The organism is Bacillus sp. B1-WWTP-T-0.5-Post-4 (assembly GCF_009183795.1).
In the GTDB taxonomy this organism is placed as follows: Bacteria; Bacillota; Bacilli; order Bacillales; family Bacillaceae_G; genus Bacillus_A; species Bacillus_A cereus.
Genome location: NZ_WEIJ01000002.1, coordinates 836,998 through 856,774 on the forward strand (window position 1 = coordinate 836,998; position 19,777 = coordinate 856,774).

Genomic DNA, 19,777 nt, shown 5'->3' on the forward strand with positions numbered 1-19,777 from the left:
TTCTTTTATTATAACTTGTTATGCACTTATAACGTAAATATTAAGCGCTTCAATCTTCATAATAAGAACATTGATAAACATATTATCTTAAAATTTTTAAGAACGGCTGTAATGGACATTTTTGAGTCTTAAGTGTTGGATGAAATTCTATTATCTTTATCGTTCAAAACTCACCTATGCAATTATGCATAACCATCCATTCCGTTTTATTTTCATGTTACGATATAAATGTAATACGACATATATCGACAAAGATAAAAGGAAGTGATTGTATGAAACGTTCTAAAACATACTTAAAATGTTTAGCATTATCCGCTGTTTTTGCTAGTAGCGCTGTAACTCTTTCAACACCTGCTGCTTACGCTCAAACGACGTCACAAGTTGTAACAGATATCGGGCAAAATGCAAAAACACATACGAGCTATAATACATTTAATAATGATCAAGCTGATAATATGACAATGTCTTTAAAGGTAACTTTTATCGATGACCCGAGCGCTGATAAACAGATTGCCGTTATTAATACAACTGGTAGTTTTCTAAAAGCAAATCCTACTATAAGTGATGCACCTATTGATAACTACCCAATCCCTGGTGCTAGTGCAACATTACGTTATCCTTCACAATATGATGTTGCATTTAACCTTCAAGATAACAGCGCTCGTTTCTTTAACGTAGCACCTACAAATGCTGTAGAAGAAACGACTGTAACATCTAGCGTATCTTATCAACTTGGTGGCTCTGTTAAAGCTTCTGTAACGCCTAATGGCCCTAGCGGTGAAGCTGGTGCAACTGGTCAAGTCACTTGGTCTGACTCTGTAAGCTATAAACAAACTAGTTATAAAACAAATTTAATTGACCAAACAAACAAAAACGTAAAGTGGAACGTATTCTTTAACGGATATAACAATCAAAACTGGGGTATTTACACACGTGACTCCTATCATTCTTTATATGGAAACCAACTGTTCATGTACTCTCGCACATACCTATATGAATCTGATGCAAAAGGTAATTTAATACCGATGGATCAACTTCCAGCATTAACAAATAGCGGTTTCTCTCCTGGTATGATTGCTGTTGTTATCTCTGAAAAAAATACAGATCAATCTAACTTACAGGTCGCTTATACAAAACACGCCGACGACTACCAACTTCGTCCAGGCTACACATTCGGAACTGCAAACTGGGTTGGAAACAACGTAAAAGACGTTGATCAAAAAACATTTAATAAATTGTTCACACTAGATTGGAAGAATAAAAAATTAGTAGAGAAAAAATAAAGTAAAAAAAAACGAAGGGCTATTTAAACTCTTCGTTTTTTTACTTATTCATAATAAGATCCCGCGAGTAATACCGTCGCTATGAAATTCCATGATATATTTTTAGGCATCTCTTCATCTTTATTTTGAAAAGCACCATCACAATCATTTAGCCATGCTTCCTTTGATTCTAAATAATCTTCTAATGTTATATTCTCCCACTCATCTTTATTTTCTTTGAAATCTTTTTGAAAATAAAACAGGAATTCTACTAATTTTTCTTTTGAATCTACACCATTAGCTAACTCATACATATCCATATTATTACTCCTTTCAAATACAAGTAAAACCCTCGATCTCTTCAACACAAAAACATTCTTTTTTATAAAATGCTATATTTCTCTTCCAACCAATCTTCTATAACATATTGTCCTGCTATCCCTGAAGGATTTTTAATTTTCTTCCCTTCTTCTTCACTAACCATTTCAAAATCGATTAAAGGACCATCTGCTCTCCCTCGGCTCACAAAATAAGTCCCCTGATTCTTATTCTCAAACAAAAAATCTGGAAGATTATACTCCCCCGGATCAAACAATTCCATTGGTAATCCACCAATAATTTTCCAATCACCATCTAACCAACCAGACCAGGCAGTATACGCCGTAAATAATACTTCTTTTTGATTCTTGTAATAGTTTTTAAACTCGCTTATCCGTATTTTTTCATCTGTAAATAAAGAAAAATATTCTACATATGTTTCCCCATCATATGGCCGCGTAACATTTTGTCCTTTCACTAACATTCCGTACCCATACTTATTAATATTTTTAAGATTTATCGCAAAAACTATCCCTGGCTTAAATGATTTTTTGCGACGTTTCTTTAATTTAAACTTACAATCTACTACTTCTTGTTCCTCTAAAGAAAAACTATCACTCTGCATTTCTAATGCATTTTTCAACATAATCTCTAACTCATTTATATGTGGTAATCTGCGAGGCCCTTCATTATATATCTTTTCAATCTCTTGAAAAGCATCCATTAAAATATCAATGCTTTCATCACTTATAATCAATTTATCCCCTTTTATTTCCTCTTTATAAAAAGACATATTTTCTCTCCTTTACTCTCTTATACATATCCCTTGAAGACTCTCTTTTTCGTTCTATCACACTAAACCACGTACCACTTCTTCTAATAATAAATCCAATCATTCATCCAATTTGTTTCAAAACACTCTAATACATTCAGCCTTCTTTCCATAGTACTATCTCGACATTATACTCATTCTTTAGAAAAGAAAAAGCACTTCTCATTGCTTCATCTACTACAATAAGGCTAGAATAAATTAATCCTCTTTGAGCATCGTCATATCCAATGAAATGTAATACTTCTTTTGTATATAACATGAAATCTTCTAATTCTAATTGCACACCAAAGTCCCAATTTTCATGTGCATACCATACAATAATCTTCTTAGACAATAAACTAGTTAATTCACGTTCAAATTCTTTTATTTCATTGATAACTTGTTCAGCATTTAATTCACTCATAACTTTGATAGGATTCGGTGTTTCATCAATTAAAAAGTTTACTAATGAAGCAATTTTCTTCCCGCTAATAATCTCAAATTCTTTTATAGACGGACATAACATTAAAAACTTTTCTCTAGTAGCCTTTTCCTCTACCTTTTCTCTTAACATTGCAATTTTCTTTAGACGTTCATTCACATTTATCACCTCATACATTCAGTAAATTAACATAATAAAGCGTATCATCCGTTTGAAAATACATAACCGATCCGCGGCTATAATAATTAACAAATTGAATCGGCTCTCCAAAATGTTCATAGTATTTTTTCTGAATGTCACTTAATTTATTTTTTCGAAAAAAATTCATTTATGCTCTACAACCCTCCTTCTACTATACAACCTTGTTATTAAAGATAGATTTCTTCTTTCCAACTACTGGATTTAGATTGAACTACTATTAGATTTTCACTTTCCCATTTTAATGTACCCAAAAATCTTGCATACACCATTTCATTCCCTACCTCTTCCACCAATAATTGATCTCGAATCTTTAATCCCTTTTCATCATACACTTCACATCGTAGCTGGAAACCTTTAACACGATGAATTCCTTTTAATATGGCTATCTTCTTACGGCTTGGGCTTTTCTTAGGTGTCTTCCCAACTAAAAATATCCCTTCATAGTTTTGCCTCACAATCTCTTCTAAAGTCTCCTCTATATACCCTTTAACAATAGATGATGAAAGAGTAGAGTTTTCTTCAAGTCCAGGGACAACATATTGGCGTACTAATTTGTAAAACTCTTTGTATTTCTCTTCAACTGATTCCAGTGTTAAGAAATTCATAAAATCATAAGGAACCAGTATACTAATTTCACCCGATGCCCTATTCACTTTATATGAAACATCAGTGTGCTCCTTAGCTAAACAATAAACAGTAACTTTCTCAATTTCTTTTAATCCCATCTCAAACTCGCTAACTTTCTTTGCGAAAATCAACTCAAAAATCCTAATTTCATGTACAAGCAAATAATGTTTTTTAGGACGTTTTTTTTTCCAATCGTAAAACTTTACTTCAAGCAATATAATTCACTCCTTTAAATTTATCACCATGGCATCAGGGACCTATGATACCTTTTATTAATTTATTAAACTGTACTCCTTTTTCATTCTACCTTATCTATATTTTTAATATGCTTACTCACAACGCACGCGGTGACATAACAGCCATAAATACATCACTTCTCTCACCTGGTGCCATATACATTCCTTCTGCATCTAAATATTCAATGGAAAAGGCTGCTAGCTCATACGCCATTTCTTGATCGCATTCAAAAAGTGGATTTATAAAAACCTCACTTCCTGTAATCTTTTGTAAATCTTTCAAACAGTTAGACTTACTTCTTGCATAATCAGCCACATTCTCATTAGCCCAAGACCACATCCAACTGTTACTCTTTCCAGACCAAGACCCTATAAAAACAACACTAAATTCAAGTAACACTTGACCATTTTTTTAAACTGTAATATACATCGATCTTGATCATACCAATACTCATCAAAGTTATAGATATTATAATCCGAAATGAATTTTTGCTGTTTACTTTCTAATTTGTCATAACACATAACAAGATAATTCTCGAATTGTTCATCCGTCATTGCCAATTATCACACGCTCCCTTCATTCAAGATTTCCGCTACAAACAATATATCTTATATCTTACTCTCTCAAAACCTATATAAAGTGAAACTTTAATTAGTCCTTACCAATCGGGCTTTTACCGGTAGCCCCCCGCCCACATATCATATAACTTTCTACCACTAAGATATATTAATATATACAAAGAAAGAAGAACTTATATAAGCCCTTCTTTCCATAAATAGTTTCTTTACTCCATCTAATTTATTTTATCACGATAATCAAATTCACTATTACACAAATGCACCCCAACCATCTGTATATCCACCAAACGCATCACTTAGGGTACTCAATTCCTTTTGCATCTTTACAATATCCTCATAAATTAAGAACATTTCTTTAGAACAAGTACATGTCCAATCTTTAAATTCTTCATTATAATCTAATTCACAATTTAAGCCCAGCTCTTGTAGTCTGCCAATTATTTTTTCTCCATTACCTTGATCAGGAATTGCAATAAAGAAATCTACTATATGTTTTTCATTAAAATCTATACCTTGTTTATATAACATATTTAATACTTGTCCATCTTCATCTTTTGGGAATTTCATTATAATACCCTCCTGTATACCATTAAAACTCTTATTTTCATGCGAATAATGCCTCTTATCCATAAAGCTACCAAATTCTATCCCTTTACAGACACTAAAATCATCATCTACAACATTACTTTCTGCAAAAGAGAACTACTTTAATCTACACAATGTTTCTATAAAACTTATTGTAATTACATCCCCACAACTAAAAATATTTAGGACCTCTAAATATTACATAGCAGAAAAATCTTCAATTAGACCTTGCAGTAGCTTTAATTTTAATTCTTTTTTGTTCATATAATTCCTTCCGCTCTCTATTTTGATTTGTCCCACGAGGATTAGATACATGTCCTATCCTATATATAAAGAAAAAAGAGCCTATATTCGCTCTTCCTTCATATACACATTTAACAAATGCATCTTTCTAACCACTAACTTTTCTGGTGATATATTAATAGCCTCTAAAAGCAAACTGAATATACATGTATGTACCAACACCATAAATAACAAAAGCAACTATAGTAATTAGCCAATTTTCACGAGTTTTTTGTACATACTTCGAACATGCCCAAAAAAGAAGTAAAATAATTAATTGAATTGCAGTCACTTTTGAGACAGCAATTATAGTAGTTTCTGTAACATATAATATCCACACTCCTAGAGACATACGTATGATTGGAATAATAAACAAAAACCTATTCTTACTAATACTTTCTTTAATATCAAACAGATAATTTTCTTGAAAAAAAACGACCAATGTTAATATAAGACTTAAACTCAAAACTATAATAAACTCTAAAAATTCTAGAAACGCTATCCACATCAACAATTCCCTCTTTCTTTTCCTATAGCATAAGGTTCATTGTAAATTTTTAATGCAGCTATTCTATTTTTACTAGAAAGATTCAACAATCGTTTTGCATTCACATCATACTAATATGTAACATTACCATGCATCTTAAACTACCATTAATTTGTTATCAAGATTATATCGAATTGTTTATAAAATACATATAGAAAAAAGTAGAGCCAACACTAGCTCTTCTGCATCAATACGAAGTATCCCCGCTCATGGAGATACTAATTACTTATATACGTCTCTCCAAAACTCGATGGATTTCCTTTCAAATTTCACTAACGCTTTTATAATTCATCTTCTACATAAAATACTACATTTTGAAAACTGCTTTTAAATTTCTCTATGCTATAGTCATCATCACTGGCAAACATTAAAATTGATGTATCAAAAAAACCAAACTCCATTAATGATCCTGGCAACGTTAAATTGTACTCATCTTTCCAATACTCTCTGTTTTCTGTAATAATTGGAGTGTCTGGAATACTTTCAAGGAGTTTTTCATTTCCTTTCTCCACAGCAATCACCACTCCAAATATAAGTAAAACTTTATACTCTTTCAAAAAACTATAAAGATTTTCACCTGAAATATAAAATTTTTCTTGCTCAAATATGGTATCCATCACTTCCGCTCCGCCTTTAAATACGTGCGGCACCATATCTGCAAATATCCAATCATACTTGCTCATATCCTCAAACATAAATGAGAGCATTTCGTTTATATATTCTGAATCATCTGCTACATACAATCTCATAGTATCGCCATTTCTTTCCTAGAGAGTACCATACAGTATGTTCTTCTTTTCCTTTTTCCAGTTAAAATAATGTTTTATGAGGAACTACAGGGTGTTCCTTAGTATTTTCGTACTACATAATATTCACCTGTAAAATGTCCCACTATATCAATTCTTTGATATTAAAAACTTGTAAAATATCTTGCTCTAACTTTATTGCATTAAAGTCCGACGTAGCCTTTTCCCCTAACAGTCTAATAGATTGAACAATATTTCCAATTATCAATATTTTCCTCGTAGCATAATCTGCAGATAAAAATGCTTCATAGTCAATCCTTAATCTAAAATCTGCTTCTTTACTCTTCCTTTTAAAGAGCTTTCTTTCTTTATGAAAACCCGCATCTTCATATTCCGGAGTTATGTTAACTACTATAGGGATTATAGCTATTTCTTCTACTTCGCTACCATAATTATTACTATTTAATTTTTCAAGGTCACTACCGATTTCTGAAATTATATTTATAAATTCCTCAGCAATGTCACCTTCTAATTCACCACTCAAAAAAAACCTCATAATCACTCATCCTTTTCAATTATTACTTTTATTTAGCGGGGGACGCTTTCCATCTGTTTCATATAATGGATTGATGGTGCCACTCTTTCTCCTACCTTATATATCTTTTTATAGGGATATGCTTTTAAATTTTACGTAGAATATATCTTTCAGGTGGGCCGCTCCCCTGCTCAGCTTGAAAATATAATAATTTATTCGGTATGCATGAAATTAAACAAGGTAAACCACACCAAATAACTTTTTCTATTGCACATTTTAATTCCATAAAACTCCCATCAATTTCACTAATAAGGGACATTACGTAACAAGAATCCTTTGCTCCATATTTTTTTAATTGCGTTGATATTCCTTCAGCATACACCATATTTTTGGGGATAGATTCAAAATACATAGAATTTAAGATAGTATCATGGTTATGCGCCAAACGCCCTAATGCCTTCACTCTTTTTTTAGGTGAAGTTAGTTCAAAAATAATTCTATCCTGGATTTTTTTTTGAAAAAAACTCCTAACTATGAGTTCTTCATATTCTTTATCCATGTATCTTTTATCCTCCTATATTCTTAAAGTCACCTTTTCTGAAAAATATAAGTGGTGTGACATATATATATTAATTAACTTTGGACATCTCCAGTATCTCCTTGCGCTAAAAAAATCATTTAATTACATCTTATTATTTTCATGTTGCACAAATATCAAAATTATTACTAGCAATTGTTAAAAGCGCACCATCATATTGGATAAATGCACACGCCGATGATGGAACTAATTCGATTTGTGGTACAACACATTTTCCCATTAAACACTTCATCAATTTACTTTGATTTATTTCCTCTAGTTTAATACCAACGCTATTTCCTAAACTGATAATAGCAAAAGTATTTTCTATACTTACACCATAAAAATACTTGATTATATATGATACTTCTGTCCTTGGTATAGAATCAAAAACAAAGAAAAGGTTCCTTCTTCCCGAATCAAAAACTGTGTAGGAAATGTTTTTAGACTCTATTTCTTCTTTCACATTTTTTTCCTCAGATTTATCTACATGTACAATAAACTGATTAATCCTCTCTTGAACAAGTAAACTTAAATTATCAACATTACGATTATAATCATCAAATAAATCTGTTTCATAAATATCAGTTATATTACTAACACGGTATATATTTGCATCTTCAATACGTTGAACCTTTTCGAATGTAAACTCCATAATACACCTTCTTCTCTCTCAAAGTCATATTTATCCCTATTCCATCCTACTATTCTCATTTAATAATATTAAGTTTATCTATTCCTATTTGTTTTTATAAATCAATAATAATTTAATTCTCCTCACAGAGAATCCACTTTTCACCTTATAATACGCTACTTGTAGAGTATGCATACCATTCCCTTTTCCATATCTGTTTCGTATAACGGATTAATGTTGTCTCCATTAAAATCAAAATTCTGAATTATAGCCATTTAAATCCCTAGCTTCTTTAAAGTAATTTCTAAATTTATCATCAATATTTATATCGTTACTTAATAACAACATTAAACTGGAATCCCAACAAACAATTTCAAGTTTTGCTTGAGGGTGCTGAATATTTGGACTTGGTACCCAGAGCCCTTCGTTTCCATTTGCATAGGGCTCTACAAGCAAATTATGAATATCAATGTTTATAGACTTATCAAACGCAGATAGTACGCCCCAAATAAATTGAGGATTATATTTTTTTACGAGATTTGAAAGATCTTCACCTGCTATCCAAACTATTGGATGCGACATTTTAGGATAATCTCGGATAAGTTTCTCTTCCTGATATGCGACAATCTCCATGTCTGTTATAAGCCAATTATACTCTTTTTCCCTACCTTGAAATGAGTCAAAAACGGAAGCTAAAACTGTATGTTTAGATCCATGTAAAATGAAGTTCATCCAATCCCTCCAATTAGTAACAATCGATAAGTTAGCCTTCTTGAACTTATTATGTGTAGATAATTAAACAAATACCAATGAATACTGTTACTATACACAATATAATAGTTGTTGCAGTATCTAGCAAAATGCTTACGGCTAGGAAAATTATTGATTTAAGAGCAAAAGAAGGCCCTTTTTCTTTCCATTGCCGATAGATTTGTATCATTGCATAAATTAATGGAATCATACCACCTATAATCAGAATAATCCCTATTATTTTCCCCATGTTTCCCCTCCTTTTAAAGATTCGAATCAATAAATATACTATATAATCATAGGCCCTCAGAATATATCCTTATATTTTTGGAGTTATTCTACACATGCAAAACTCTCTAATCATAGCTACGCTCGTATTAAGTGCATTGTTAGAAGTTATATAATCTTTCATTCTGTAATTAACGGAACTTTCCATCTGCTAAAAACTTTGCAATACAGCTTAACATTTTCTAGGGTATTAAATTTCCTAAGATATCAATTAGCTCTTCTAATGCTCTTCCCAAATCGTTTATATTGTCTCATTCATCAAAACCTTTTTCCATTAATTCATCTACTATAATATCTCTCAATTTATTTATTTTTTCAGTTTCTATCATACTTAAGTCTTCATAAACATTTAACCATAGTAAATGTTTATTTTGTGATTCTAATGTCTGTTTCAATAAAATCTGCATCTCTTTATTTAATTTAAACAACCTTATCTTCTCCTTTCCCAGTTTATTTTGAACCCTTAGCAAAAGTTGTAATTACTTTACCTTTTTTATTTAAAACTACTACAGCCTGTTTACTAGTAGATTTAGCTCTACCACCACTTTGTATAACTTTTTCGCCAGTTTTAACGGCATTTAAAATGGCCTTAGATGATACTCCTACACCATTACGACTAATTGCCTATACCATTTCTTTTCTTTCATAAACTCACCTCGCTGAAATATTTTTTAACACAATAATGTTACATATCCAAATCTAAATAAAATAAAGAGTAAAGTAAATGCAGTTTAAAAATAAATACATCTATCATAAAAAAGAAAAGACGATTTCTTTTCTCATTTATGCTTGTAGTATCCCAATCCGATTTAACGATTGATAAAATAAGACAAGGGCCTTTTTGGAATCATCGGTTAAACTTGCAATTTAGTTGAAGAAGGAACAAACTGATGATGCGGAAAAACGTAGTATATAGAAGACTATGTAAGGAGTTTGTCATATGATTGATAACAGAATTTCGAAAGATTATGATCATGAAATAGATGATTCTTTAAAAGAAATTACAGATACAACCATCTTACTTAATTTTCAAAAAGCGATTGTAAGTTTATATCCTCATCTAATACCAATTCATGCTTTTGCCTATGACGCATGGGATGATATTGTAATGCCATTGTTTTATGAGATGGTATATAAAACTTTTGCTTTTAAATACGGGATAGATATTAACTTTAAAGAAACTCATACCTATATGTTTTCACTTAATAGTTATAAAGGGATACATCACATCGAGTGTGTTCCAAAGTGCACAACATTTAAGATTTATATTAACGAAGAATGGATTGAAATGGATAATAAAAGTTTGAAAGAAAATGTATTTGTATTTAAGTCATTTGGGGATGGATTGCATTTTCTAACTGGTGGAATTGAAATTGAAGATGCTTATCGTGTAGGATTTGACCTTGTTGAGGTTGATATTGTTTCTACCATAACAGGTCTTCCATCTAAAACAAGTATTTTTATTGATAAAGAGCATGTAGACTTTGTGTTTGTCGCAGAAACATATGATACAAATATCCAAAATTAAAAATTTTATGTAAGAACGTAGGAAGAATATCTTCATTACTACTCGTACCAAATAGTTGTGTGAACACGCTCCGCTATTATATATGCAAACTTCCGACTACATTTCATATGAGAAAAAGTTATTACGATAAACAAAGAAAAGGTCTCCTAAAATATCTTTTAGGAGACCTTTTCTTATTAATAGATTTTGTAATTTAAGAGTGAACACTCTTAAATTACAAAATCCTCCGGAATAAACACTTTCACTTCTTTCGGCTGTACGTATACGAAATCACCCGCTTGAATGTTCAGCTGCTTGAACTGTTCTTTCGTAATTTCTGCTTCTAAATATTCATCTGTTCCGTCTCGTTTTAATTCTACATATACGATATTTCCGACTGCGTGAGAATAAGATACTTTTGCCGGGATTGCATCTATGCTTTGTTTCGTACGAGAGATTGATAAGTCATGCGGCCTTACGTAGGCTATTCCGTCTACGTTGGAAACGTGCTTATGCTCTGGTGCTTCTAGTTCGACCGACCCTACATTTAGCTTTCCTTTATGAACGCGGCCGTGAAATAAATTTACATTTCCTAAAAAATCGTAAACGAACGGGCTTGCTGGGTTTTCATATACTTCTTCCGGTGTTCCCATTTGTTCAATGCGCCCTTCATTCATTACAACGATACGGTCTGCAACGTCTAACGCTTCTTCTTGATCATGCGTTACGAATACGCTCGTAATTTGAAATTCGTCATGTAATTTTCGGAGCCATCTTCGTAATTCTTTTCTCACCTTTGCATCGAGTGCACCGAACGGTTCATCAAGTAATAAAATTTTCGGTTCGACTGCAAGTGCCCGGGCTAGTGCAATACGTTGACGTTGTCCACCAGATAATTGCGCTGGATAACGTTTAGCAAAGCCATCCATTTTTACGAGCTTTAATAATTCTGTTACCTTTTCTTCTATCGCTTCTGCTGACGGTCTTAAGCTTTTCTTTCTTACTTTTAAACCGAAAGCGACATTCTCAAATACATTCATATGTTTAAAGAGCGCATAGTGCTGAAAGACGAAACCGACTTGCCTGTTTTTCACGTGAATGTCTGTTAGATCTTCCCCATCAAATGAAATAGAACCTCCATCCGCTTCTTCTAATCCTGCAATAATGCGTAATAACGTCGTTTTCCCAGAACCTGACGGGCCTAATAAGGCAACAAGTTCACCTTTTGGAATATCCAAATGAATGTCTGTTAGTGCTTGAAATGTACCATATTGCTTGGATACACCTTGAATTTGAATACTCACCGTAATCCCCCTCTTATTGTCGTTTTTCCATTCGCCATTCAATCCAGTTTTTTATAACGAGTGTAAACACTGCAATTAATGACATTAACGTCGCTACTGCAAATGCTGCTGAAAATTGATATTCATTGTACAAAATTTCAATATGAAGCGGCATCGTATTCGTAATACCACGCACGTGACCTGATACGACAGAAACGGCTCCAAACTCACCGATAGCACGGGCATTACATAGAATCATGCCGTACAAAAGACCCCATTTGATATTTGGAAGTGTAACGCGCCAAAACATTTTCCAGCCACTTGCGCCAAGTGATAAAGCTGCCTCTTCTTCACTTTTCCCTTGCGCCTGCATAATCGGAATTAATTCACGTGCAACGAACGGGAAGGTTACAAAGATTGTTGCGATAATAATGCCTGGTACAGAGAAAATGAGTTTCACTCCATGTTCAAGTAACCATTCGCCAAGAGCACCCCTCGGTGTGAAAAGTAAAACGAATACTAATCCTGCGATAACTGGTGACACAGCAAACGGCAATTCAATAAGGGATAGTAATACTTGTTTTCCTTTAAACTGAAACTTTGTAATAAGCCATGCGGCCGCTACCCCAAATATCGTATTAAGCGGCACAACGATTAACGCAACGAGAAGCGTTAATCTAATTGCTGAAAATGCTTCTTGATCTGTAATAGCGGCAATGTATACATCCATCCCTCTTTCAAAGGCTTTTAGAAAAATAGTTATGAGTGGCAGTAATAGAAAGAGAGATAAAAATAAAACTGTAATCGTAATTAATATGCCTGGTACAAGCTTAGATTCTTTTTTAGCTGATACGCTTTTTACTATTTTCTTTTCTAATACTGTTGGTTCCATTTTCTCTCCTCCTATTCACTTTTTAGTTCATGCCTTCTACTCCAGCTTTGAATCATATTAATAAGAAGAAGGAAAAGGAGAGAAATAATAAGCATCACGGTCGCTACAGCTGTTGCCCCCGCGTAATCATATTGTTCTAGTTTCGTCATAATCATCAGTGGTGCAATTTCTGTTTTCATCGGCATATTACCTGCGATGAAAACGACAGATCCGTATTCTCCTAATGCTCTTGCAAATGCAAGTGAAAAACCGGCAAGAAGAGCGGGAAAGATCTCTGGTAAAATGATTTTCACAAATATTTGCAAGCGGGATGCACCTAAACTCGAAGCCGCCTCTTCTACTTCTTTATCAATATTTTGCAGCACTGGTTGCACCATTCGAACGACAAATGGTAAACCGATAAAAGTAAGCGCAACGATAATTCCAAATGGTGTAAAAGCTACTTTTATATGAAACAGACTAAATATTTTCCCAATCCATCCATTTTCCGCATAAAGCGTTGTAAGTGTAATACCAGCTACAGCTGTCGGAAGTGCAAACGGTAAATCAATGAGTCCATCTAATAGTCGTTTCCCTGGAAATTTGTAGCGTACGAGCACCCATGCTATTAATAAACCAAAAATGGCATTTACAATAGCAGCTGCAAATGAAGTTGTAAAACTAACTTGATAGGAATGCAACACACGCTCGTTCGTTATAACCCCAGCGAACTTCTTCCAACCTAACTGTGAAGTTTGAATAAATACGATAGAAAGTGGTATAAGTACGAATAAACTCATGTACAACATTGTAAATCCAAGCGATAATCCAAACCCTGGTAAAACACGTTTCTTCCTCATCCTCTTTCACCTCATCCCCCTTTAGCAGTACGCATTATTTTTGATAAATTTTATCGAACACGCCGCCGTCATTAAAGTGTTTCTCTTGTGCTTTTTTCCAGCCACCAAATAGTTCATCTACTGTAAATAATTGAACTTTCGGAAATTGGGATGCATATTTTTCTGCTACTTTTTCATTACGCGGGCGATAAAAGTTTTTCGCCGCAATTTCCTGCCCTTTTTCTGAGTACAAATATTCCAGGTATCCTTCTGCTACTTTTTTCGTTCCTTTTTTATCAACGACTTTATCTACAACCGCTACTGGTGGTTCTGCAAGTACACTAATAGAAGGGGTTACAATTTCAAATTTATCTTTTCCCACGCGATTAATACGTCTCCAATTCCTTTTTCAACAAATGTTGTCGTTGCTCCGCGCGCTCCTGAATCTAATACTTCTACGTTTTTATAAATTTGGCTAACAAACTCTTTCGCCTTATCTTCACTATTATTATATTTTTTCAATGCGTATCCCCACGCCGCTAAATAGTTCCAACGTGCTCCGCCTGATGTTTTTGGGTTTGGTGTAATGACAGACACACCTTTTTTCGTTAAGTCATCCCAGTCTTTAATTCCTTTCGGGTTTCCTTTTCGAACAAGAAATACAATTGTTGACGTGTATGGAGTGGAATTATTCGCAAGTCGCTTCTGCCAATCTTCTGCTAATTGTTTTTTCTTACTAATCGCATCAATATCATAAGCAAGTGCTAGTGTAACAACGTCTGCTTCTAAGCCATCAATAACAGAGCGCGCTTGACTTCCAGATCCCCCGTGTGATTGTTTTACATTTACTGTTTGCCCATGCTTCTCTTTCCAATACTTCGCAAAATCTTTATTAAAATCTTGATATAACTCCCTAGTTGGATCATAAGAAACATTTAAAAGCTCAACTGTTTTTTTATCTCCACTTCCTTCAGAATTACTAGTGGATGTTGCCGAACCACACCCTGATAAAAGTACAACTGCTGATAATAAAACACCTGTACTTTTCATAAACGCTGTCTTACCCCACTTTTTCATCGTTAAGCCCCCTTAGTTTATACAATAGAAAAAGGCACACAATATATTCACAAATGTGAACATTGTGCGCCTTCAGTTTATCTGATTAGCTTCTAATGTATTGTATTCGATTTCTTTTCATTTTAATTCTGTAATTCATATGTGTCAACTTGGAATTTGAATTTTCTTGCTAAACTAAAATATTGGCATACTTCGAGCCCAATGATTTTTCAAATCAGCAAATTCTTTTGGTAACTTACTATTTTCATTCCATTCTAATTTATATGTATTTACTAACACCGTAGCCATTGATTCACAGTCCACTACTCCATTTTGATTAAAATTACCGTTCTTATCATTTTCAGAGTTCATCCATAATTTCACAAATAAGATATTGCACTCGCCGTAAGCGTTAATCCCTTCTGTTCTATGTATATCTCCTCCTTGTTGGTCATATGAAGCTTTAAATATATGGCACCACAGCTTAATCAATGCACAAAAAAATGAGGCAACCACCTTCAAAGATGGTTGCCTCATTTTTACACTTGCATCGCTTTCTCTCTCAATGCTCTTCTTAACAACTTACCAGTCGTATTCTTCGGTAATTCTATTAAAAACTCAATGCTTTTCGGCACTTTATATTTCGATAAATGTAACGTACAGTAATGCATTAGTTCTTCTTCTGTTACGTTCGTTTGTTTCAGAACGACGTAAGCTCGCACTGCTTCTCCTAAGTTTTCATCAGGAACACCGATTACAACAACTTCCGCTACTGATTCGTGCGTATATAATACTTCTTCTACTTCACGAGGGTATACGTTATAACCGCCAACTAAGACGATATCTTTTTTACGATCAACGATATAGAAGTAACCTTCTTCATCCATTTTCGCCAAGTCACCTGTATATAGCCAGCCGTCTTTCAATGTCGCAGCTGTATCTTCTGGTGCATTATAGTATCCTTTCATAACGTTAGGTCCGCGAACGATTAATTCGCCGACTGCGCCGACAGGTACTTCTTCCCCAAGTTCATTTACAATTTTATTTTCTACATGCCAAATATTTGTGCCAATCGACCCTGGTTTACGAGGACGATCTAGCGGATTGAAACAAGTAACTGGTGATGCTTCTGATAAACCGTATCCTTCTGAAACAATAACGTTAAAACGTTTTTCAAAGTTTTGTAGAAGAGCAACAGGCATCGATGCGCCACCGGAAATACAAAGACGAAGCGTCTTCACATCTTCTGCGCTTGCTTCTTCAAATAAATATAAATAATTGTACATCGTCGGTACGCCAGCAAAGATCGTTGGTTCGTACGTACGACAAATACGGAATACTTCTTTCGGACTAAATTTCGGTAACATTAAAATCGTTGCCCCGTTCACAATCGGTGCATTTACCGCAACTGTTAAACAGAATACATGGAACATAGGCAGTGCCGCAACAACACGGTCATCAGCCGTATATTGTAAATACGAAGCCACATCGCTCGCATTACTATATAAATTTTTATGTGTAAGCATAGCGCCTTTCGGTTTTCCAGTTGTGCCCGAAGTGTATAGGATAACCGCTACATCTTCTTCATCTAGTTCAGGACCTTCGTAAGTTGTATCTCCAGTCCCCACAAAACTAGTAAACGTTTTCATTTTTTCGGTTTCTGTATGGTTAAAATCTGATGAGGTTTCGCATATGATGATGTTTTCTAATGAAGGAAGTCTTGTTGTAAGAGATTGTATAACAGGTAGAAGGACGTCGAGTACGATGATTGTTTTTACATCTCCATTTTGTAAAATATAATGCATTTCGTCTGCTGTATAAATTGGATTAACTGGAATAACAGTTGCTCCGGCTTTCATTGTTCCGTATAAACCGACCAAAAAATGTGGTGAGTTCCCAACAACTAATGCGACATTGTCCCCTTTTCCAATGCCCATTTCTGCTAAATTGCTAGAAAACCTTGTGACCATTTTGTTTAATTGGTCATATGAGACCGACTGATCCATAAATATATAAGCCGGTTTATCCCCCTTCTTTTTTGCCGTTTCAGCCAAAGATTGAACGAGATTCACAAAAACCCCACCTTTATAAAATTTAGAATATTTAAAAATTCTAAATTAATTATATTAAAAGAAAATTAAAGTAGCAAGTGATATTCTATTAACTGCATATAGACAGATCACCTTCTCTTAGTTTACTTTGGAAAAATAAGGGGATTTTATTTACAAGTAATTTATAACACTAGACCAAAAATCATTTTAGGATAATATGCACTCATCTTTTTTCTAAGTTTATCAAGTTCCTCTTTTTGTAACGTCGTATGCTCTCCGTGCAAGTTAAGAGCGTCCGCTCCATCTTCATGAAAATAAACTGTAACATATAATGTCGGTAACCCTGTATTGTCTTCATCTATTGATAAGATGACATCTGGTGTTTTATTAACAGTGCTGAATGTTTCATTTCTTTTCCACTTCTTATTTTGAAACATGTCTTGTATATCATGTATCTTTCGTTTGTTATCTGTATGCGTAAAATATATAACATTATCCTCCGCTGGTTTTCCGATAGACAAAATTGTACGACTTGAGGGCGATCCACTGCTACACGCTGTCATTCCGACGACGAAGCTGAGTAATAATACAACGTACATTACCCTTTTCATTTCATTTCGATTCGCCTCCTTTTGAATATATATATTCCTTTACGAGGGGCAAATGTCCTGTGATTTTATGTTTTTTGGTAAATGAAATTATATGAGCGATTTTTCAGTTATATCAGCGCAACTCAATTTATATCGGCGATTTTCCAAATATATCAGCGCAACTCGGTTTATATCGGCGATTTTTCAAATATATCAGCGCAACTCGGTTTATATCGGCGATTTTTCAAATATATCGACTTACCGACAAAACCTGACAATCTACGCAAAAAGAAAGAGGCTGCCCGTTATGGAAGCCTCCCTCATTTTTAGAAGAATAAATGTAAGAAATCTTCTGTTGTAATGTTACCGAAGTAGCGTGCAATATCTACGCCTTCTAAAGCTGCAGTGAATGCATCTTTATCGAACTGAACGCCTGTTAGACGCTCTTCGATATCATGAACATCTAATGAACCGAAGAAGTCGCCGTAAATTTTACATTCTGTTACTGTTCCTTTTTTCACTTCAAGACGAACATCAACTTGTCCAACTGGGAAGCGGTGTGAATGTTGTAAGTTGAACTTCGGTGATTTTCCGTAGTTCCAATCCCAATTTTGGTAACGTTCTTCAGAAAGTTTGTGGATCTCTTTCCAATCATTTTCTGTTAATTCATACGTTGGGATTTCTGTTTCTCCTTCGAAAATTGTTTCTAGAAGAAGTTGTCTAAACTCCTCTGTCGTCATTTCTTCGTTTAGGAACTCTGTAATGTTCGCAACGCGGCTACGGATTGACTTAATTCCTTTTGATTGAATCTTATCCATTTTTACTTTTAACGCTGATACGACGTGATCGATTTCAGAGTCAAATAGTAACGTACCGTGGCTGAACATACGACCTTTCGTTGCGAACTGTGCGTTACCTGAAATTTTTCTACCTTCAGCTAAAATGTCGTTACGACCACTTAGTTCTGCATTTACGCCTAATTTACTAAGCGCTTTCGTTACAGGCTCTGTGAATTTTTTGAAGTTGCTGAAACTGTCTCCATCATCTTTCGTAATAAAACTGAAGTTTAAGTTTCCTAAATCATGATATACTGCGCCTCCGCCTGATAGACGACGAACGACATGAATACCTTTTTCTTTTACGTAATCTGCATTAATTTCTTCTACTGTGTTTTGGTTTTTACCAATGATAATCGAAGGCTCATTAATGTAAAACAGTAAATATGTTTCGTTAATATCTAAATTTTTCACACAATATTCTTCAATCGCTAAGTTTATTCTAGGGTCTGTAATTCCTTTATTATCAATAAATAACATCGTATCACCTCATGAATTCCATACGTAGCCACTATGCGCTAGCGTAATGTGACCACTGAAAATTTGTTTTGCTTCTGTTACTAAATCAGATGGGTTGCCTGTATGCGGTAAGTGCGTTAATAAAAGTTCTTTTACATTCGCATCTTTTGCAATACTTGCTACTTCTGTACTATTCATATGCCCTGCTTTTGCAGCCTCTTGATGTGCATACATATTACACTCACAAATGAAAAGATCAGCATCTTTTGTGAATGGAATGAATTCAGGAATATAACTTGAATCAGCGCTGTATACTACAGCATCATCTCCAGCTGTAATACGCATCGCAAAGCATGTAACAGGATGAACAGTTTTTAAGAATGAAATCGAGAACGGTCCAATTTGAAGTGTTTCTTCTGGATTGTACGGGATTCCTTTCGTATGCGGTTCATGCGTTAAAGAATGGAATCCATTCTCATCAAATGTATGACCGTATATTGGTAGTTCTGGTAGTTGCCTTGTTGTCGCACTCGTAATTAGTCTCGCATATTGCAATACCCCAATGTCTGCAACATGATCGTGATGATAGTGCGACAGTACAACTGCATCTATATCAGACGGTGTTATATATTTTTGAAGCTGTGCTAGTACACCACTACCACAGTCTACAAGTAAACGAAAACCATCGTGTTCAAACAAATACCCCGACGTTGCTTCTCCCGCTTCTGGAAAGCCGCCCCAAAAGCCGACAACAGTCATTTTCATATGTATCCATCCTTTCTAAAACCGAGTAGAAATGCATGTTTTGCTTACATCCTACATTGTTAACTATAATCCATTTCCTAAACTTTTTCATTAATTTTCA

The 19,777-nt window shown here is 34.1% G+C and carries 24 protein-coding genes and 3 pseudogenes; 3 read left to right on the plus strand and 24 right to left on the minus strand.

Annotation, left to right across the window (positions count from 1 at the left end; genetic code table 11):
- Window positions 1–15: 15 nt before the first annotated feature.
- Window positions 16–129 (plus strand): annotated as a pseudogene (locus GBN91_RS29550) (TetR family transcriptional regulator); the annotation flags it as partial.
- Window positions 130–272: 143 nt separating this feature from the next.
- Window positions 273–1,283, plus strand: coding sequence for a beta-channel forming cytolysin CytK2 (gene cytK2 / locus GBN91_RS09965; protein WP_000830629.1), 1,011 nt, complete (start codon window positions 273–275; stop codon window positions 1,281–1,283).
- 44 nt (window positions 1,284–1,327) lie between these two features.
- On the opposite strand, the gene GBN91_RS09970 is transcribed toward cytK2, so the two are convergent.
- From GBN91_RS09970 to GBN91_RS10035, 15 genes and pseudogenes are all read right to left on the minus strand, one after another.
- Window positions 1,328–1,582, minus strand: coding sequence for a DUF7660 family protein (locus tag GBN91_RS09970; protein ID WP_152121423.1), 255 nt, complete (start codon window positions 1,580–1,582; stop codon window positions 1,328–1,330).
- A gap of 62 nt (window positions 1,583–1,644) precedes the next feature.
- Window positions 1,645–2,373 (minus strand): Imm26 family immunity protein, encoded by a 729-nt coding sequence (locus tag GBN91_RS09975; protein ID WP_152121424.1) that lies wholly within the window; start codon window positions 2,371–2,373, stop codon window positions 1,645–1,647.
- A 136-nt stretch (window positions 2,374–2,509) separates the two neighbouring features.
- A complete protein-coding gene (locus GBN91_RS09980; RefSeq protein ID WP_001005735.1) occupies window positions 2,510–2,992 on the minus strand; it encodes a hypothetical protein in 483 nt (160 codons plus the stop codon).
- Between the two features lie 10 nt (window positions 2,993–3,002).
- Window positions 3,003–3,161: a hypothetical protein gene (locus GBN91_RS28805; RefSeq protein WP_162871155.1), complete on the minus strand. Its 159-nt coding sequence runs from the start codon at window positions 3,159–3,161 to the stop codon at window positions 3,003–3,005.
- 40 nt (window positions 3,162–3,201) lie between these two features.
- Window positions 3,202–3,876, minus strand: coding sequence for a hypothetical protein (locus tag GBN91_RS09985; RefSeq protein ID WP_152121425.1), 675 nt, complete (start codon window positions 3,874–3,876; stop codon window positions 3,202–3,204).
- A 118-nt stretch (window positions 3,877–3,994) separates the two neighbouring features.
- Window positions 3,995–4,458 (minus strand): annotated as a pseudogene (locus tag GBN91_RS09990) (DUF6882 domain-containing protein).
- Window positions 4,459–4,725: 267 nt separating this feature from the next.
- Window positions 4,726–5,043, minus strand: coding sequence for a ribonuclease E inhibitor RraB (locus GBN91_RS09995; protein WP_152121426.1), 318 nt, complete (start codon window positions 5,041–5,043; stop codon window positions 4,726–4,728).
- 436 nt (window positions 5,044–5,479) lie between these two features.
- A complete protein-coding gene (locus GBN91_RS10000; RefSeq protein WP_000264706.1) occupies window positions 5,480–5,851 on the minus strand; it encodes a hypothetical protein in 372 nt (123 codons plus the stop codon).
- A 320-nt stretch (window positions 5,852–6,171) separates the two neighbouring features.
- Window positions 6,172–6,639, minus strand: coding sequence for a hypothetical protein (locus tag GBN91_RS10005; RefSeq protein ID WP_001242144.1), 468 nt, complete (start codon window positions 6,637–6,639; stop codon window positions 6,172–6,174).
- A gap of 142 nt (window positions 6,640–6,781) precedes the next feature.
- On the minus strand, window positions 6,782–7,192 hold the full coding sequence (locus tag GBN91_RS10010) for an Imm44 family immunity protein (protein ID WP_152121427.1): 411 nt from the start codon (window positions 7,190–7,192) through the stop codon (window positions 6,782–6,784).
- A gap of 124 nt (window positions 7,193–7,316) precedes the next feature.
- The gene (locus tag GBN91_RS29220) at window positions 7,317–7,730 is read right to left on the minus strand and encodes a hypothetical protein (protein ID WP_063535855.1); all 414 of its coding nucleotides are present in this window, start codon (window positions 7,728–7,730) and stop codon (window positions 7,317–7,319) included.
- A gap of 139 nt (window positions 7,731–7,869) precedes the next feature.
- Window positions 7,870–8,403 carry a hypothetical protein gene (locus tag GBN91_RS10020; RefSeq protein WP_152121428.1) on the minus strand — a complete coding sequence of 178 codons (534 nt, stop codon included), beginning with the start codon at window positions 8,401–8,403 and terminating at the stop codon, window positions 7,870–7,872.
- A 231-nt stretch (window positions 8,404–8,634) separates the two neighbouring features.
- Window positions 8,635–9,114, minus strand: coding sequence for a hypothetical protein (locus GBN91_RS10025; RefSeq protein WP_152121429.1), 480 nt, complete (start codon window positions 9,112–9,114; stop codon window positions 8,635–8,637).
- A gap of 49 nt (window positions 9,115–9,163) precedes the next feature.
- The gene (locus GBN91_RS10030; protein ID WP_016117399.1) at window positions 9,164–9,382 is read right to left on the minus strand and encodes a hypothetical protein; all 219 of its coding nucleotides are present in this window, start codon (window positions 9,380–9,382) and stop codon (window positions 9,164–9,166) included.
- Between the two features lie 289 nt (window positions 9,383–9,671).
- Window positions 9,672–9,848 carry a hypothetical protein gene (locus tag GBN91_RS10035; protein ID WP_225989763.1) on the minus strand — a complete coding sequence of 59 codons (177 nt, stop codon included), beginning with the start codon at window positions 9,846–9,848 and terminating at the stop codon, window positions 9,672–9,674.
- 512 nt (window positions 9,849–10,360) lie between these two features.
- Between GBN91_RS10035 and GBN91_RS10040 the strand changes: the two genes are divergently transcribed.
- Window positions 10,361–10,948: a hypothetical protein gene (locus tag GBN91_RS10040; RefSeq protein ID WP_000566764.1), complete on the plus strand. Its 588-nt coding sequence runs from the start codon at window positions 10,361–10,363 to the stop codon at window positions 10,946–10,948.
- A gap of 209 nt (window positions 10,949–11,157) precedes the next feature.
- Here the strand turns inward: GBN91_RS10040 and GBN91_RS10050 are convergent, their stop codons facing one another.
- The 9 genes and pseudogenes from GBN91_RS10050 to GBN91_RS10090 form a co-directional block, all read right to left on the minus strand.
- Window positions 11,158–12,231: a sulfate/molybdate ABC transporter ATP-binding protein gene (locus GBN91_RS10050; RefSeq protein ID WP_063246191.1), complete on the minus strand. Its 1,074-nt coding sequence runs from the start codon at window positions 12,229–12,231 to the stop codon at window positions 11,158–11,160.
- Between the two features lie 13 nt (window positions 12,232–12,244).
- Window positions 12,245–13,102: a sulfate ABC transporter permease subunit CysW gene (gene cysW, locus GBN91_RS10055; RefSeq protein ID WP_000433860.1), complete on the minus strand. Its 858-nt coding sequence runs from the start codon at window positions 13,100–13,102 to the stop codon at window positions 12,245–12,247.
- A gap of 11 nt (window positions 13,103–13,113) precedes the next feature.
- Window positions 13,114–13,941, minus strand: a complete 828-nt coding sequence (gene cysT, locus GBN91_RS10060; RefSeq protein WP_152121430.1) for a sulfate ABC transporter permease subunit CysT — start codon at window positions 13,939–13,941, stop codon at window positions 13,114–13,116.
- Between the two features lie 34 nt (window positions 13,942–13,975).
- A pseudogene (locus tag GBN91_RS10065) lies at window positions 13,976–14,997 on the minus strand (sulfate ABC transporter substrate-binding protein).
- Between the two features lie 174 nt (window positions 14,998–15,171).
- Window positions 15,172–15,348 (minus strand): hypothetical protein, encoded by a 177-nt coding sequence (locus tag GBN91_RS29555; RefSeq protein WP_048656907.1) that lies wholly within the window; start codon window positions 15,346–15,348, stop codon window positions 15,172–15,174.
- A gap of 167 nt (window positions 15,349–15,515) precedes the next feature.
- The gene (locus tag GBN91_RS10075; RefSeq protein ID WP_152121431.1) at window positions 15,516–17,048 is read right to left on the minus strand and encodes a fatty acid--CoA ligase family protein; all 1,533 of its coding nucleotides are present in this window, start codon (window positions 17,046–17,048) and stop codon (window positions 15,516–15,518) included.
- A 161-nt stretch (window positions 17,049–17,209) separates the two neighbouring features.
- Window positions 17,210–17,638 (minus strand): hypothetical protein, encoded by a 429-nt coding sequence (locus tag GBN91_RS10080; protein WP_000832639.1) that lies wholly within the window; start codon window positions 17,636–17,638, stop codon window positions 17,210–17,212.
- A 305-nt stretch (window positions 17,639–17,943) separates the two neighbouring features.
- Window positions 17,944–18,933, minus strand: coding sequence for a lipoate--protein ligase (gene lplA, locus GBN91_RS10085; protein ID WP_000897277.1), 990 nt, complete (start codon window positions 18,931–18,933; stop codon window positions 17,944–17,946).
- A gap of 9 nt (window positions 18,934–18,942) precedes the next feature.
- The gene (locus GBN91_RS10090) at window positions 18,943–19,677 is read right to left on the minus strand and encodes an MBL fold metallo-hydrolase (RefSeq protein WP_016122068.1); all 735 of its coding nucleotides are present in this window, start codon (window positions 19,675–19,677) and stop codon (window positions 18,943–18,945) included.
- Between the last annotated feature and the right edge of the window lie 100 nt (window positions 19,678–19,777).